The organism is Chromobacterium sp. Ag138 (assembly GCF_055181315.1).
Map to the genome: position 1 here is coordinate 581,729 of NZ_JBUPWA010000001.1, position 12,296 is coordinate 594,024.

The following is a 12,296-nucleotide window of genomic DNA, read 5'->3' on the forward strand; positions in this document are numbered from 1 at the left end:
ACCATTCTGAATATTAGCTATTGCCGGATGTCCCGTTCTACAGCACGCAACGGAACCGGATTAGGGCGCGGGGCAGGGGGCTGTAACGTCACGCCTGCCGCCATTGCCTGCGGGCTGGCCATGCCGCGCAGTCTCATGGCGATCCGTGCGATGTCCTCTTGCTTCGCCGGGCCGGCAATCCGCAGCGCCTTCAGTCCGACGCTTTCCACAACGCCATCCCGCGCGCGGTCCTTGTCTTGTTTGCCCTGGTGCGACCGGTCATCCAATTCCAAGATGGCCAGCATGGTGAGGTCGTCTTTGCAGATGACGAAATCGGCCACTTTCTGGCTCATGGTCATCCACAGCTTTCTGTTTTCGGACTGCGTGCCGCCTGTCACATTGAGGATCTGGCTGAAAGCGACTTGTGGGAACACGATGAAGTCTGGCCCCAACTCCTTGACCAGCAGCTTGTAGCAATCGATCTCGCGGCCTGTCAGCAGTTGCTTCCTTTTGAGGAAGAAGCGGCTCTTACTGGCTTGGGTATGGCCTGCGCGGGGCGTTCCTGATGTTTTCTTTAGGGCCAGAACGATGAAGGCGAGAAGGACCAGAAGCAGCAGGACAAAAACAAGTAGGTAGCTCACGATAGGACTCCAGCAAGGAAAACCTCCATTTTCTACCTTTTTGTCATTACCAATCCTGATGGTGTGCAAAAGGCCGGGCTAGCCTTTATCTCTGTGATTGAAGATGCCGCTCAGCAGCATGCCGTAACGGGCGTCTTGGTGGCAGTTCTGGCGATAGTAGTCGCGTTCCTTCATCAGCCTTTCAATCAACTCCGCCTGTTGCTGCGCCAGCCGGTGCGCCCGTCGATACTCGGCCAGTAGCGGCAGCTCGGCGTAATTGATCCGGGTGCCGGTTCCTGGGCATACCAGAGCGTCGGCGCGGTCGCTGAGTCGGAAGTCACGGAACGGGCCGTATTGCTCGCCAAGAATCGTGCCGCTACGTTTGGTGAGATAGAGATAAACCAACTTCGGCACGGGGTCGCGGCCACGTCGCCAGCGCTCAACCTTTTGCGGGGTAACGTCCAGCTCGTCGGCCAGGGCCTGGGCGTCGCCAAAGCAAAGCGCCCGGTACAGATCGTCCGGGCGGCATGGAAAGGTGGTCACAGGGTTGTAGTGCTTCATCAGACGGCAAGGATTGAATCAGGGAATGACGTCAGTTTCGCGAAATTGTTGCGCGCATGCGACATGAATCGTGTCAGTCGCATAAAAATCTTCTGGTAGAATTTCTCCCTAATTCGACGTACAAGATTTGACATAATATAGACCGTCATCATATACAGCATCGAAATGCTGCGATATGCGCGTATTTTCAGCCCATGCTCTATCCGGGGCGAGGCTCCCCAGCATCAAAACTGCCGCCAGTCCGGTGATCCCCGCCTTGACGCCGAACTTTTTCCGAAAATCCGCCCAAATCTCCCGCCGTTCCTCGTTTTTCTCGCGTTCCATTTGTGCCGCCGCAATCACTTCCATGCCATCGATTCCAAGCGTCTTGGCAACCATGATGCATGTGAAGTCGTCCATGATTCTGATGCCCGTCCTGTAGTGACTTAGTGCTTGCTTCGTGACCTTCAACGCAGCTGCGGCTTGCGTGTCATTTTCAACCCCAAGCTTTTCAATCGCCTCTTGCAGGTACTCGATGCTCTGTCTCATGTCATTTTCCCTTTGAAGTCTACGGCCGTATACTCTGCTCGTCGTATACAGCTGTATTCGACTTTCGCTTACCAATTCTAGCAGGGGAGGCTAAAAAAATGATCGTCATTGAAGTTGAACGCGCCGACGTGCAAGAGCGCACCGGTACCCGCGATAACGGCCAGCCTTGGAAAATCCGCAACCAAGTCGTTTACGCCCATCTGTTCGATCCCGATACCAGCAGCCTCAAGCGCTACCCGACGGAAGTGAAGCTGCGTCTGCCGGATGACCAAAAGCCCTACCAGCCGGGCTTCTACATGCTGTCCCCGACATCGATCTATTCGGACCGCTACGACTCCCTGGCCGTTGACGCCCAGCTGGTCGCGGTGGAGGAGTGCACCAAGCTCATCGGCCAAGCCGTCACCCAGCGCGTTCCGGCTCCTGGCAAGGACAAGGCGGCCTAACCATGAACTTCGCGCCCAATCTGCCTGAGCTGATGCCGCATAGCCCCCGTTTTTGGGACTGGAACCGCGTCCATTTCAATGAGCTGACGGCTTCCGAAAAGGTCGAGCTCGACAAGCTGGGCGCGCAGTTCTTCAACGAGTACACGCCCGAACAGCTGGCCATCTATCGCACGCCCAAGGGCCTGACCTTCCTGACCCCCATGGAATTCGTGGAGTTGTAACCGTGAACATCCATTCGCTTTTGATCCCGAACCGCGCCTACCTCAAGCCGCACCTGAAGGGCTTGCCGTCGGCGCTGACGGACACCATCAGCGATGAATGGTTTGCCCGGCTGGCGCAACCTGCGACGCCGGCATCCTGGCTGCGCAGCCCGGAGGCTAACGCGTGGCTGAACCTGACGACAGAGGCGATCCGGGAAATCGGCATGCCTCGTCGTCTGCTCCTGGACGAGGATTCCATCCATGAAAAGGCGAAGGCACTTGCTCGGCGTGCGACTTGGTTGCGGCGGTGTGGCGCTTCCCTTGCTGATGTCGAAGCGCTGGCCGGACTCTACCATCTTCACCTACCGGACTGGACACGACAGCCGCACACAGAAGAAAGCGTGTGGAGTCGCGCCGCTGACCCATCATTCTGGCGTCGCCAGATTAGGACGGCTCACGCTCGTCTTGCAGAGCGAGGAGCCCGACTTGCCGGACGTGTGCATAATCGCGCCGGGCTATACGCCTCAGACGACGCCGTAAAGCGCAAGCGCGCCCGCAAACGCCGCAACAATGAATTGCTGTCCACGCTTCTTGTCGTCAATGAGCTGGGACAAGAGTTCAGTCTTGCCGATCTGGCTGCGGTGTCGCCGTCGAATCCCATCATCCGCCGCGCCGAGCTGATGGTCCGGCTGCGCGGCTTCGAGACTTACGCGAAAGAGCAGGGCCATGCTTGTGACTTCTACACGCTGACTTGCCCAGGGGCTTACCATGCGCGGCTTTCCAAGTCTGGCGCGCCGAACCCCAACTATGACCCCAAGGTCGGCCCGCGCGAGGCGCAAGCACACCTTCAGCGCGTTTGGTCCCGCGCCCGCGCCAAGCTCCACCGCAAAGACATCCGCGTGTACGGCTTCCGCGTCGCCGAACCGCATCACGACGGCACGCCGCATTGGCACATGGTGCTGTTCTTCGATGAAGCCGAACGCAAGGAAATCCGCCGCATCCTGCGCCACTACGCCTTGCAAATAGATCCGCTGGAGAAGGGCGCATGGCGTCGCCGCTGCACCTTCAAGCGCATCGACATGGTGCGCGGCTCCGCCTGCGGCTATGTCGCCAAATACATATCCAAGAACGTGGACGGCCGCGCCGCTTCCGGCCAGGACCTGCCGGACTTTGACGGCGAGTCGAGCCCATCCAATCCGGCCCGCTTCTGCGAAACCGCGCTCCGGGTCGAAGCCTGGGCCGGGTGGGGCATCCGCCAATTCCAGCAAATCGGCTGCGTGCCGGTCACGGTCTGGCGAGAACTGCGCCGGCTGGACCCCGACGAAGTGCGCGCCGAACTGGCGCCCTTGGCGCATGCCGCCGATGCCAGCGACTGGGCGGAATACGTCCGGCTTCAGGGTGGGGCGCAAATCTCCCGCAAAGACCTGCGCTGCCGCCCCTATAGGGAGACTGTCACCAATCGCTATGGCGAGGAATCCGCCATCGTGCGCGGCGTCGAGCTCAGCCTCGGCCAGCATCCCGCTTTGGATGTCCCGATGACGGACATCACGATTTCGCGCGTACACACATGGACGTTGACGACACAGGCAGGCGCAGCCGACGGCCATGTGACGCGAGCGCAGCGAGAGGCATATGGCGGCGCAAGCCGCCCTTGGACTCGTGTCAATAACTGTACGCAAACCGAAATCCGGATAGCTAGCCGGACCGCATTCAGGGATGGACTGCTAGATGAACAGGACTCCAGCGCTGACTTTGATGGCTCCTCTCCGCCATCGGATTCACCCTGGATTCACTAACTGAATTCGATTGGCCACGCCAATTCGATGTGCACCGTGCTACCCCGTAGCACATCCCGCGCTCAGCGCGTAATCGTAAGGAGAACAACATGCAATTCCGTGAAATCGCTCGCCGCTACGGCTCCCGCGCCGCCCTGGCCGCCGCCATGACCACCGTCGCCGCCTCCGCGCTGGCGGACGTGCCGGAAGAGGTCAAAGCCTCCATCACCAACTCCGGCAAGGACGCCGCCATCATGGGCGGCTTGGTGCTGGCGGTGATCGTCGCGATCTTCGGCTTCAAATGGATGCGCAAGGCGCTGTGACATGGGCTACAGCGTCGGCACGGCCTGCTATTCGAATCTGGCTGACGCGGCGGACGCCTACTACAGCGCCACCGCGCCGCACCTCTCGGATACCGGTTATAGCGCCTTTGAAAAAACCGGGGCCGGCTGGCAGCTGAACACCTACCAAAACGGCCCGCAACGGGCCGTTTTAACCTCCAGCGTCGGCATGTCGCCCCAGCTGCCGGAATGCAACCCGGCCGAACAGGTTCGCGACGGCGTGGCGCTGGGCTGGCTGGTGCTGCTGCCGGCTTTCATCGCCTGGGGCATCGTTGTCTTGCGCAGGACTTTGCAAACATGAGCGTCTACTTCCTGGCGGGCTTCCTGTCCGTGATCCTGGCGGGCTGGGTGATCCTCAAATGACCACCCCGCCTATCCTGTTCCTGGCCGTGCTGCTCGGCCTCCTCATTCCCCCGGCGCAGGCCGGCGGCTATCAAGTCGGCACCTATTACCGCTACGGCGACCAGATCACCCGCAAGGCCACCACCGCGGCGGATAAAGAACGCCTGTCCGGGACCATCATGAAAGTCTACCTGGACGACCGAAAATCTCTCGGCGTCACCACCCAGATCGCCTACGGCATGGAATCCAATATGATTCAGGGCCGGATGTTCGATCACTACAAAATCCCGGCGAAATCCTTGTCCGAACGCATCGGCCCGGCACTGCGCAAGAATATGCGCGGCGGGCTCGGCGGCATGATCGGCGGCGCGGCGGCCAGCATCGCCATTGATTACGCCATCGAAAAGGGCTGGGAATGGATGGGAGACGCCCAGGAATGGACCCGGCCCACCAATGCCGGCTCCACCGGCCCGGGCAGCGAGCGCGACCCGTACCACCAGGGCTATAACCCCGACTATCCGGTGTCGTGCTGGGATTACCCGAAAGCGAAATCGCTCTCCACCTGCCTGGATCGGTTTTACGACGACCATAAAACCAGCTGCAATCGACAATTCTACTTCCCCGTATACGTGACCAAACCCGACGCGATTGTGGTTTCAGTATGCGGCGGCACGGTTGCCGATCTCCACACCAAACAGACCGACCCCAATATCCCCATTCGCACACCGGTGCCGCGAACCCGGGTGAACGATGCCGATGTCGATGCGATGGCGGACGATGTCATTCTGAAGCTGTACAAGCCGCTGATTGAAGCGGTGGCCAAGGATGGCACCATTTTGGAGTTGGACGACGCCGGCGAATCCAGCGTCAGCGGCGATCCGGTGACCGGTCCCAAGACTGTAACCGGCTCCAGCACCGAAACCCGCCCCGACGGCTCCACCGTCACCACGCAAACGCAGACGCAAACCACCTACAAGCCCACCGGGGGCGGCCTGATGGGCAAGCCGATCGGCTTCGAGCAAAGCACCACCTCGACCACCACGGTCAACAGCTGCACCGGCGCCGGCAGCTGCTCAACCTCCACCTCGACCAGCACCACCAACAAGCCGCCACCGTCAGAGCCTCAGCAAACCGACTGCGACAAGTACCCCGACTCCATCGGCTGCAGCAAGTGGGGCGACCCGCCTACCGTGCCGATCCCTGAGGAAAAGCGGGAAGTGTCGTTCTCCCCGAAAGCCTTCTCCATGCCGGCGGCCTGTCCGCCGAATTACGAATTCACGCTCTCGAACGGCCAGCACTTCTCTTACTCGTTCGAATGGTTCTGCAAGTTCGCCAGCGCCATCCGCGCCTTGATCATCCTGGCCGCTCTCATCAGCGCCTACTTCATCATCTTCAGCGCCAGAAAGGGGGAGGGTAGCTAATGGCCACCATGAGTTCGTTCCTGGTCGGCATGGTCAAGCCCATCATCGGCCAGATCCTGGTCAGCCTGGGCCTGTCCGTCGTCACCTACACCGGCATTCAACTGATCGTCGATCAGCTCAATCAGGCGATCCAAGCCAATCTCAGCGGCATCCCGTCCATCGCCGCCAATCTGCTGGGCCTCGCCGGCCTGGGCGAAGCGCTGGGCATCGTCATCGGCGCGTTCGCCTTCCGCCTGTCCATGAACGTGTTCAAACGCATCGAATTCAAACGGAGTTGATCCCATGCTGACGCTGATTACCGGAGAGCCAGGGGCGGGCAAAACCGCGCTGGCGGTGTCGCTGCTGATGGAAGAGGTCGGCAACCGGCCGCTGTTCGTGATGGGCATCCCCGAGCTGAAGATCACCCACGAACCGACGCCGCCGATTGCCGAATGGACCAAGCTACAGCCACTGCCAGAGGACCCGAGCCTGTTCCGCCCCGTCTTCACCTTCCCGCCGAACGCCATCATCGTCATCGACGAAGCGCAAAACGTCTACCGGCCGCGCTCGGCCGCGTCCAAGGTGCCGGACATCGTCGCCGCGTTCGAAACGCACCGCCATACCGGCGTCGACTTCTGGTTGATCACCCAGGGACCGCACCTGATCGACTCCAATATCAAATCCTTGATTGGCCGCCATCTGCACATCCGCAATATGGCGCTCGGCCGCCAGCTCTACGAATGGTCGGAATGCGGCGACCCCAAGTCCAAGGCCTCGCGCGACGTTGCCGCCAGGAAGCGCTACAAGCTGCCCAAGAAAGCGTTCGAGCAATACAAGTCGGCTTCGCTGCACCTGAAGCAAAGCAAGCGCATTCCCGGCTACGTCTGGCTGCTCGGCGGCGCGCTGGCGGCCATGCTCGCCCTGGGGTGGCTGTCGTTCCGCTCCATCAGCAACAAGATGGACCCGGGCAAGCCGGCTCCCGCCGCCCAGGCCTCGCCCGATGCCGCGCCACCACTACCGACAGCCACCGCCACGCCACAACCCGCCGTGACCGCCGCCAGCCTATTCGAAGCTGAAAACCCGCGTCTTGCTGGCCGCCCTGAAACCGCGCCGGCGTATGACCAAATGCGCCAGGTCAGGCAGATGCCGCAAGCCGTCGCCTTCATCGCCAATCGCCATACCTGCCACGCCTACACCCAGCAAGGCACGCGAATTCAGATGACGGAAGAACAGTGCCGGGAAGAAATGAACGCGCCACGGTTCAACCCGTATGTGGAAGTCGCCAGGGATGCCCCCGCGCCCGTGGCCAAGGTCGAGCCCGCGCCGACGCCAAGAGAGCAGGGCGGCAACATCCAGATGCTGGGCGACAGCTCGCACAAGCCGAATATGTTTGATCGCCATCGTCAGGATTCACCGGCAGAGAAGCGCCAGGACAGCCATTCATAAAGGGGAGGGGAGAGATGGAATTCTATTTGTGGCTCGTATGCTTTGTGATTGCTGCCGTTGGCGTGCCGGTGTTGCTCGTGTCTTTGATCAAGAATGTGCGATAACTGGTGAGCATCCGGCCTCAAATCCGCAGCTTGCGCTAATGGACAGCTCCTATGCTAGCGAAAATGCTTTAGCATGCTGGGGGAGTGCTATATTTCGACTTTAAAACCCCTCAAGCGTTTAAAAATAGATCCAGCTTGTTAAGGGCCTGCTATGAAGACATTTTTTATCGGTGGAGTGCTTGATGGGTCGCCGCGCAGCATGGTAGATGAGGTTGAGTTGACACATCTTGGATATCGCCAAGCTTTAATTATCAAATCCCAGCTCGGCGATATAAAGCACGTGATAGCCGTACCTTTAACCTGGTCAGAAAGCGAAGTCCGAGAAGCCATATTAAATAGGCCGGATTTAATATACTGATAGATTTGAATAAGTAATTTTTCATATATCATCACAACTGCAAACTGGCTAGATTTCAACTATGGCCATGGCAAGTGGTGACAAACATGTCGAGCACAGTTGTCGACTTCATTGGTGGCGCACTGGATAGGCATCGTCAAGACAATGTTGGCGATGTCGGTCTTCTCAAGCTTGGCTATAGGGCTTACTTGACGTCGCGGGATCAGGATGGCGTGGTGTGCATCCTGGCCGTGCCTATAGATTGGACGGAAGGGGAGGCCAGTTGGGCCTTAGTTGACCGGGTGTCGGTCAAATGCTTGGCCAACCCCGTCATGTGGTAGTTCCTTTTCTGTCGCGCCATCGCGCGCGCCAGATGCCTCACTGGGTGTCAATGACCGGCTCGGGAGACCGCAGTCCCTGCGGCGGCCGGTCATTGATGCCCCCACCAGCTGAAATACCCTCCGGACAGCCGTCCGGGGTGATGGCAAAGCCAATCATCCCGGATGGATGCCGCCCGGCGAGGGGCTTTTAAATTCTGCAATCCTGTTGCGTCATCTTGTCTTGCACGTCACGCAGCTTGGTAAATAAGTCTCGGATTTTGGTGTTCGCTTTTGGGTCCATTTGCGTCATGTAATAGTCGCGCCATGTTCGGAGCTCTTCACATGATGGCAATGCACGCCTGGGAGGTTCAATGACGAGAGGGCGCGAATAGGTGGGCGAATTGCGGTTGTAGATGTAGGTGCGAGGGGTATTAGCGGATGGAGGCGGATAGTTCTCGTTCAGCTGTAAGGCTCGCTTGGGCTTGAGGCCGTTTGGACATTCCGTTGCATTGGTAAATTCGACCTTGCCGCCGTTGACGCATTCCAGGACTTGGGAGTTTGCCGCGCCACAGAATAGAGCTGCAGCCAGGAATGGGATTTCCAACCTCATAAGACCTCCACCAATCGAATGACGTAGTCATTCTAAGGCATCAATCCTCATCAGGCGGGAAAATCTGATTGATCAGCCAACCGGCGCGGGCCTGCTGGTGGCAGTTTGACTGGTAGAAATCGCGTTCTGTCATCAGCCGTTCAATCAGCTCGGCTTGCTGCTTCACCAACCGACTCAAGCGCCGGTACTCCGGCAACATGGCGATTTCGTCGTAGGGGATACGAACGCCAGTTGCCGGACACTCTAGGGCCTCGCCGTAACGGCTGAGGCGGAAACCCCAGAAATGGTTCAGCCACAGAAAAACTGCCTTCGGCACGGGTTCGCGTCCACGCCGCCAGTAGGCCAGCTGTTGCGCGCTGACGCCGAGTTCGGCGGCCATTTCCTCAATGTCACCAAAACAAAGCGCCCGGACGCCGAGTTCGGCGGCCATTTCCTCAATGTCACCAAAACAAAGCGCCCGGTAGAGGTCATCCGGGCGGCAATGGAAGTTCGCAAAAGGCCTAGTCATGATGCAGAAACCGACGCGAGGTAAGAGAACTGCGTCAGTTTCTGCCTAGTGTTGCGTAGGAGCGACATGAATCGTGTCACCAGCATTTTTGCTGTTTGCTTGAAAATCCGTCCTATACAAGATTTGACATAATATAGATTATGCGAACAAAAGCGAACAAAGCAGATATCAGTGCCACCATAGCCTCTAAGTACTCGCCCATGCGGCGCTGATACTCTCGCCAGCCTCTGGACACGTGAAGCCAGCCGTTGTGTCGACCCGGCACTTCAGCATAGGCAGAACTCGCAACCGACCGCGTTCTTGGCCAAGTGATGGCCCAAGTGTCCATGTACGCGCCCTTGATGCGGTGGTTCCCGGTTTGGCATGTCAGCCCACGAGATTGGTTTCCACGAACAGGCTATATGGGACTCGCGCGGCTGGTTGCAGGCTGTTTTGACTAACCGGCTGCCGCCGCGGCTGTCCGCGCAGACGGCGTCTGGCAGCCCACGATAGCTGGCGCTTGCTGGATCAGCTCATCATTGTTCAGCGCCTCCACCATGAACATCGCGAAGTCGATTCGACGCGTGATGTTGCTTGCCAGGATGGCGTCGCCCACATGCTGGCTCCAAACCGGCAAGCCTTGGCTTTCGCCCTCTTCTAGATTGCTTCCTCGAACCACGGTCCAACGCGTATTGCTCGAAAATATGCGCCGGAACGCTTCAACTTGGTCGTTGATTTCGCCGATGCGGAGCGCTCTCATCAGCCAGCCGCCGATGAGGACCGCCGCTCTGATAGACAAGGGATAGACGTCGCGTCCATCACGCGTGATGTGCCAGCCGCATGAAAAAATCAGCCGCGCGTGTTGCGGCGCGAAGTCAAGAACGGCCTGAGCGGTTCCCGAGGAGTACTTTTGCATGCCCCATGGTACCAGCACGGTCAGGACGCCATCGCACCCTGCCACAGCCTGCTCCACTACGCGGCGATCATCCGTCGCGCCGGGAAGAATCGTAATCCGATCCTTGAAACGCGCCAGCTTCCCGACGCTTGCCGCGCGGCAGACTGCGACAACCTCGTATCCCCGGTCCAACGCATGCTGAACCATGTATTGCCCGAGCTTGCCGGATGCGCCGATGATGCAAATTTTCTTCATAGCCTTACCTGCTAATTTGAACTGGAAACAGGGTGCTCTGCACTCAGAATACTCCGTATGAGAGACAATTTGATTTGTTTGACCTGTCGTGAATCTAACTCGGACTCGAGGCGGACGGGGCGGTTCCAGCGAAGCTCCGCGCATCGACGCGAAGCACTGCAGCTTCGCTTAGTCATGCATTCATTCATCAACCCGCATGCAAGCAGGGAAGAACTTGCTAGAGTCTGCCGCAAGCGGGAGTGCTCAGCGCGGCCATGCCGCTTTGAATAATTGTTTCGGCACTTCGAAAGGACGATCCATGCATACGCCCACCACTTCGGCTCCTTACCGCATTTACGGCGCCAGCCCTGCCCGGGAATGCAGTTTGCTGATCGATTACGTCCCTGCCTCGTCGGGTCTGGATAAGAACGCCCTGCTCCGCCACATTCAGCTGGCGACCGATGAACCGCTGCGCAGCTGGCCGGCGCGGGATGCGCTGCAAATAGATGATCTGTTCGAAATCGAATGCGTAAGCAGCCAACAGGCCGCATTGCGCGCGGTCGAATTTTGGCGCGCCTATTTCCGGGCGCTGGGCGAACTGGTGATTGAGTCTGGCCATCTGCCTCCGATGGACGCGGTCCGTGAACCGGCTTGATATGGGCGGGCGCAGATGATCACGATATTCATGTTTTCGGGACAGGGTTCCCAATATTTTCAGATGGGTCAGGAATTGTTTGGCTCAAACCTGGAATTCCGCAGTTGGATGGAAACGCTGGACCGGCAAGTTCAGGCGCGAACCGGCGCATCGGCGTTGGAAGCGATCTACTCGCGCGGCAAGAGCGAGACGTTCGACCATATCCCACACACCCATCCAGCGATCTTCATGCTGGAGTACGCGCTGGCGCAGTGCCTGCAAAGCGAGGGACTGCATCCGGACCTGACGCTTGGGGCCAGCATGGGATCGTTCGCCGCCGCAGCCGTCGCCGGCTTTATTTCTGTTGAAGATGCGCTGGATGCGGTAATCGGCCAGGCTGGCGCTTTTCACGATCGAGCCATGCCTGGCGGCATGCTGGCGGTCCTGGCTCCAATGGATAAAACGGTTGCTTGCCTGGATGGGCTGCAATGGGAGCCGGCGGCCGATAATTTCGACGGCCACTTCGCCTTGTCGGCACCCGCGGCGCAACTTCCGGAAATCGAAGCCAGGCTGCGGTGCCTGGAGATCGCCCACCAACGCCTTCCCGTGCGCCATGCCTACCATTCGCGCTGGATAGACGACTCGCGGGACGATTTTCTGCGGCGCACCGCGCATCTATCTTTCAAACAAGGTACGCTGCCACTGCTCTGTTGCGAGCAAGCAGACCGGTTGCAGCGTCTGCCGGCCGACTTTTTCTGGCGCGTCGTGCGCAACCCTATCCGCTTGCGCGAAACCATCGCGCGGCTGGAACGAGATGGCGGCTGCCGCTATATCGATGTCGGACCATCCGGCACCATGGCCACATTCGCCAAATATCTGCTCCGAAAAGACAGCGGTTCCAGCGCGCATGCCATCCTCACCCCATATGGGCGCGATCTGAACAACCTGGCTCGTTTGCGCGAAACCTTGGACTGAACCGTTTGTTTCAACGCATGAAAAGCCGCGGCGAACTTCACCGCGGCTTTTCTACTCCCGCCAAC

At 59.1% G+C, this 12,296-nt stretch carries 16 protein-coding genes; 10 read left to right on the forward strand and 6 right to left on the reverse strand.

The window, feature by feature from the left end:
- Positions 1–17: 17 nt before the first annotated feature.
- The 3 genes from ACY3GB_RS02575 to ACY3GB_RS02585 form a co-directional block, all read right to left on the reverse strand.
- Complete coding sequence (locus ACY3GB_RS02575; RefSeq protein ID WP_463087352.1) at positions 18–620, reverse strand: DUF2726 domain-containing protein; 603 nt, start codon at positions 618–620, stop codon at positions 18–20.
- A 78-nt stretch (positions 621–698) separates the two neighbouring features.
- On the reverse strand, positions 699–1,160 hold the full coding sequence (locus ACY3GB_RS02580; RefSeq protein ID WP_463087353.1) for a helix-turn-helix domain-containing protein: 462 nt from the start codon (positions 1,158–1,160) through the stop codon (positions 699–701).
- Positions 1,161–1,268: 108 nt separating this feature from the next.
- Entirely contained in the window at positions 1,269–1,688 is a 420-nt protein-coding gene (locus ACY3GB_RS02585; RefSeq protein WP_463087354.1) for a hypothetical protein, read from the reverse strand.
- Positions 1,689–1,786: 98 nt separating this feature from the next.
- Here ACY3GB_RS02585 and ACY3GB_RS02590 point away from each other — a divergent pair, with 98 nt between their 5' ends.
- From ACY3GB_RS02590 to ACY3GB_RS02625, 8 genes are all read left to right on the forward strand, one after another.
- On the forward strand, positions 1,787–2,131 hold the full coding sequence (locus ACY3GB_RS02590; RefSeq protein ID WP_070978643.1) for a single-stranded DNA-binding protein: 345 nt from the start codon (positions 1,787–1,789) through the stop codon (positions 2,129–2,131).
- Positions 2,132–2,133: 2 nt separating this feature from the next.
- Positions 2,134–2,352 (forward strand): hypothetical protein, encoded by a 219-nt coding sequence (locus ACY3GB_RS02595; protein WP_076228458.1) that lies wholly within the window; start codon positions 2,134–2,136, stop codon positions 2,350–2,352.
- 2 nt (positions 2,353–2,354) lie between these two features.
- Positions 2,355–4,127: a replication endonuclease gene (locus tag ACY3GB_RS02600; protein WP_463087355.1), complete on the forward strand. Its 1,773-nt coding sequence runs from the start codon at positions 2,355–2,357 to the stop codon at positions 4,125–4,127.
- Between the two features lie 89 nt (positions 4,128–4,216).
- The gene (locus ACY3GB_RS02605) at positions 4,217–4,429 is read left to right on the forward strand and encodes a major capsid protein (protein WP_463087356.1); all 213 of its coding nucleotides are present in this window, start codon (positions 4,217–4,219) and stop codon (positions 4,427–4,429) included.
- 1 nt (position 4,430) lies between these two features.
- Positions 4,431–4,748 (forward strand): hypothetical protein, encoded by a 318-nt coding sequence (locus tag ACY3GB_RS02610; protein WP_463087357.1) that lies wholly within the window; start codon positions 4,431–4,433, stop codon positions 4,746–4,748.
- A 58-nt stretch (positions 4,749–4,806) separates the two neighbouring features.
- Positions 4,807–6,210, forward strand: a complete 1,404-nt coding sequence (locus ACY3GB_RS02615; RefSeq protein WP_463087358.1) for a virulence factor TspB C-terminal domain-related protein — start codon at positions 4,807–4,809, stop codon at positions 6,208–6,210.
- Positions 6,210–6,488 carry a DUF2523 domain-containing protein gene (locus tag ACY3GB_RS02620; protein ID WP_021476140.1) on the forward strand — a complete coding sequence of 93 codons (279 nt, stop codon included), beginning with the start codon at positions 6,210–6,212 and terminating at the stop codon, positions 6,486–6,488. The genes ACY3GB_RS02615 and ACY3GB_RS02620 overlap by 1 nt, the downstream gene beginning before the upstream one ends.
- 4 nt (positions 6,489–6,492) lie before the next feature.
- Positions 6,493–7,635, forward strand: coding sequence for a zonular occludens toxin family protein (locus ACY3GB_RS02625; RefSeq protein ID WP_463087359.1), 1,143 nt, complete (start codon positions 6,493–6,495; stop codon positions 7,633–7,635).
- Positions 7,636–8,604: 969 nt separating this feature from the next.
- On the opposite strand, the gene ACY3GB_RS02630 is transcribed toward ACY3GB_RS02625, so the two are convergent.
- The 3 genes from ACY3GB_RS02630 to ACY3GB_RS02640 all read right to left on the reverse strand — a co-directional run bounded on the left by ACY3GB_RS02630 (position 8,605) and on the right by ACY3GB_RS02640 (position 10,643).
- A complete protein-coding gene (locus ACY3GB_RS02630; protein ID WP_463087360.1) occupies positions 8,605–9,006 on the reverse strand; it encodes a hypothetical protein in 402 nt (133 codons plus the stop codon).
- Between the two features lie 40 nt (positions 9,007–9,046).
- The gene (locus ACY3GB_RS02635; protein WP_463087361.1) at positions 9,047–9,514 is read right to left on the reverse strand and encodes a hypothetical protein; all 468 of its coding nucleotides are present in this window, start codon (positions 9,512–9,514) and stop codon (positions 9,047–9,049) included.
- 436 nt (positions 9,515–9,950) lie between these two features.
- Positions 9,951–10,643 (reverse strand): NAD(P)-dependent oxidoreductase, encoded by a 693-nt coding sequence (locus ACY3GB_RS02640; protein ID WP_463087362.1) that lies wholly within the window; start codon positions 10,641–10,643, stop codon positions 9,951–9,953.
- Positions 10,644–10,941: 298 nt separating this feature from the next.
- Between ACY3GB_RS02640 and ACY3GB_RS02645 the strand changes: the two genes are divergently transcribed.
- Positions 10,942–11,277, forward strand: coding sequence for a hypothetical protein (locus tag ACY3GB_RS02645; protein WP_463087363.1), 336 nt, complete (start codon positions 10,942–10,944; stop codon positions 11,275–11,277).
- Positions 11,278–11,292: 15 nt separating this feature from the next.
- Positions 11,293–12,231 (forward strand): acyltransferase domain-containing protein, encoded by a 939-nt coding sequence (locus tag ACY3GB_RS02650; RefSeq protein ID WP_463087364.1) that lies wholly within the window; start codon positions 11,293–11,295, stop codon positions 12,229–12,231.
- Positions 12,232–12,296: the final 65 nt, after the last annotated feature.

Coding starts and splice junctions, on each gene's coding strand:
- ACY3GB_RS02630 (WP_463087360.1), bottom strand. CDS start 9,006: ATGAGGTTGGAAATCCCATTCCTGGCTGCAGCTCTATTCTGTGGCGCG.
- ACY3GB_RS02650 (WP_463087364.1), top strand. CDS start 11,293: ATGATCACGATATTCATGTTTTCGGGACAGGGTTCCCAATATTTTCAG.
- ACY3GB_RS02610 (WP_463087357.1), top strand. CDS start 4,431: ATGGGCTACAGCGTCGGCACGGCCTGCTATTCGAATCTGGCTGACGCG.
- ACY3GB_RS02640 (WP_463087362.1), bottom strand. CDS start 10,643: ATGAAGAAAATTTGCATCATCGGCGCATCCGGCAAGCTCGGGCAATAC.
- ACY3GB_RS02595 (WP_076228458.1), top strand. CDS start 2,134: ATGAACTTCGCGCCCAATCTGCCTGAGCTGATGCCGCATAGCCCCCGT.
- ACY3GB_RS02585 (WP_463087354.1), bottom strand. CDS start 1,688: ATGAGACAGAGCATCGAGTACCTGCAAGAGGCGATTGAAAAGCTTGGG.
- ACY3GB_RS02605 (WP_463087356.1), top strand. CDS start 4,217: ATGCAATTCCGTGAAATCGCTCGCCGCTACGGCTCCCGCGCCGCCCTG.
- ACY3GB_RS02625 (WP_463087359.1), top strand. CDS start 6,493: ATGCTGACGCTGATTACCGGAGAGCCAGGGGCGGGCAAAACCGCGCTG.
- ACY3GB_RS02580 (WP_463087353.1), bottom strand. CDS start 1,160: ATGAAGCACTACAACCCTGTGACCACCTTTCCATGCCGCCCGGACGAT.
- ACY3GB_RS02615 (WP_463087358.1), top strand. CDS start 4,807: ATGACCACCCCGCCTATCCTGTTCCTGGCCGTGCTGCTCGGCCTCCTC.
- ACY3GB_RS02635 (WP_463087361.1), bottom strand. CDS start 9,514: ATGACTAGGCCTTTTGCGAACTTCCATTGCCGCCCGGATGACCTCTAC.
- ACY3GB_RS02645 (WP_463087363.1), top strand. CDS start 10,942: ATGCATACGCCCACCACTTCGGCTCCTTACCGCATTTACGGCGCCAGC.
- ACY3GB_RS02590 (WP_070978643.1), top strand. CDS start 1,787: ATGATCGTCATTGAAGTTGAACGCGCCGACGTGCAAGAGCGCACCGGT.
- ACY3GB_RS02620 (WP_021476140.1), top strand. CDS start 6,210: ATGGCCACCATGAGTTCGTTCCTGGTCGGCATGGTCAAGCCCATCATC.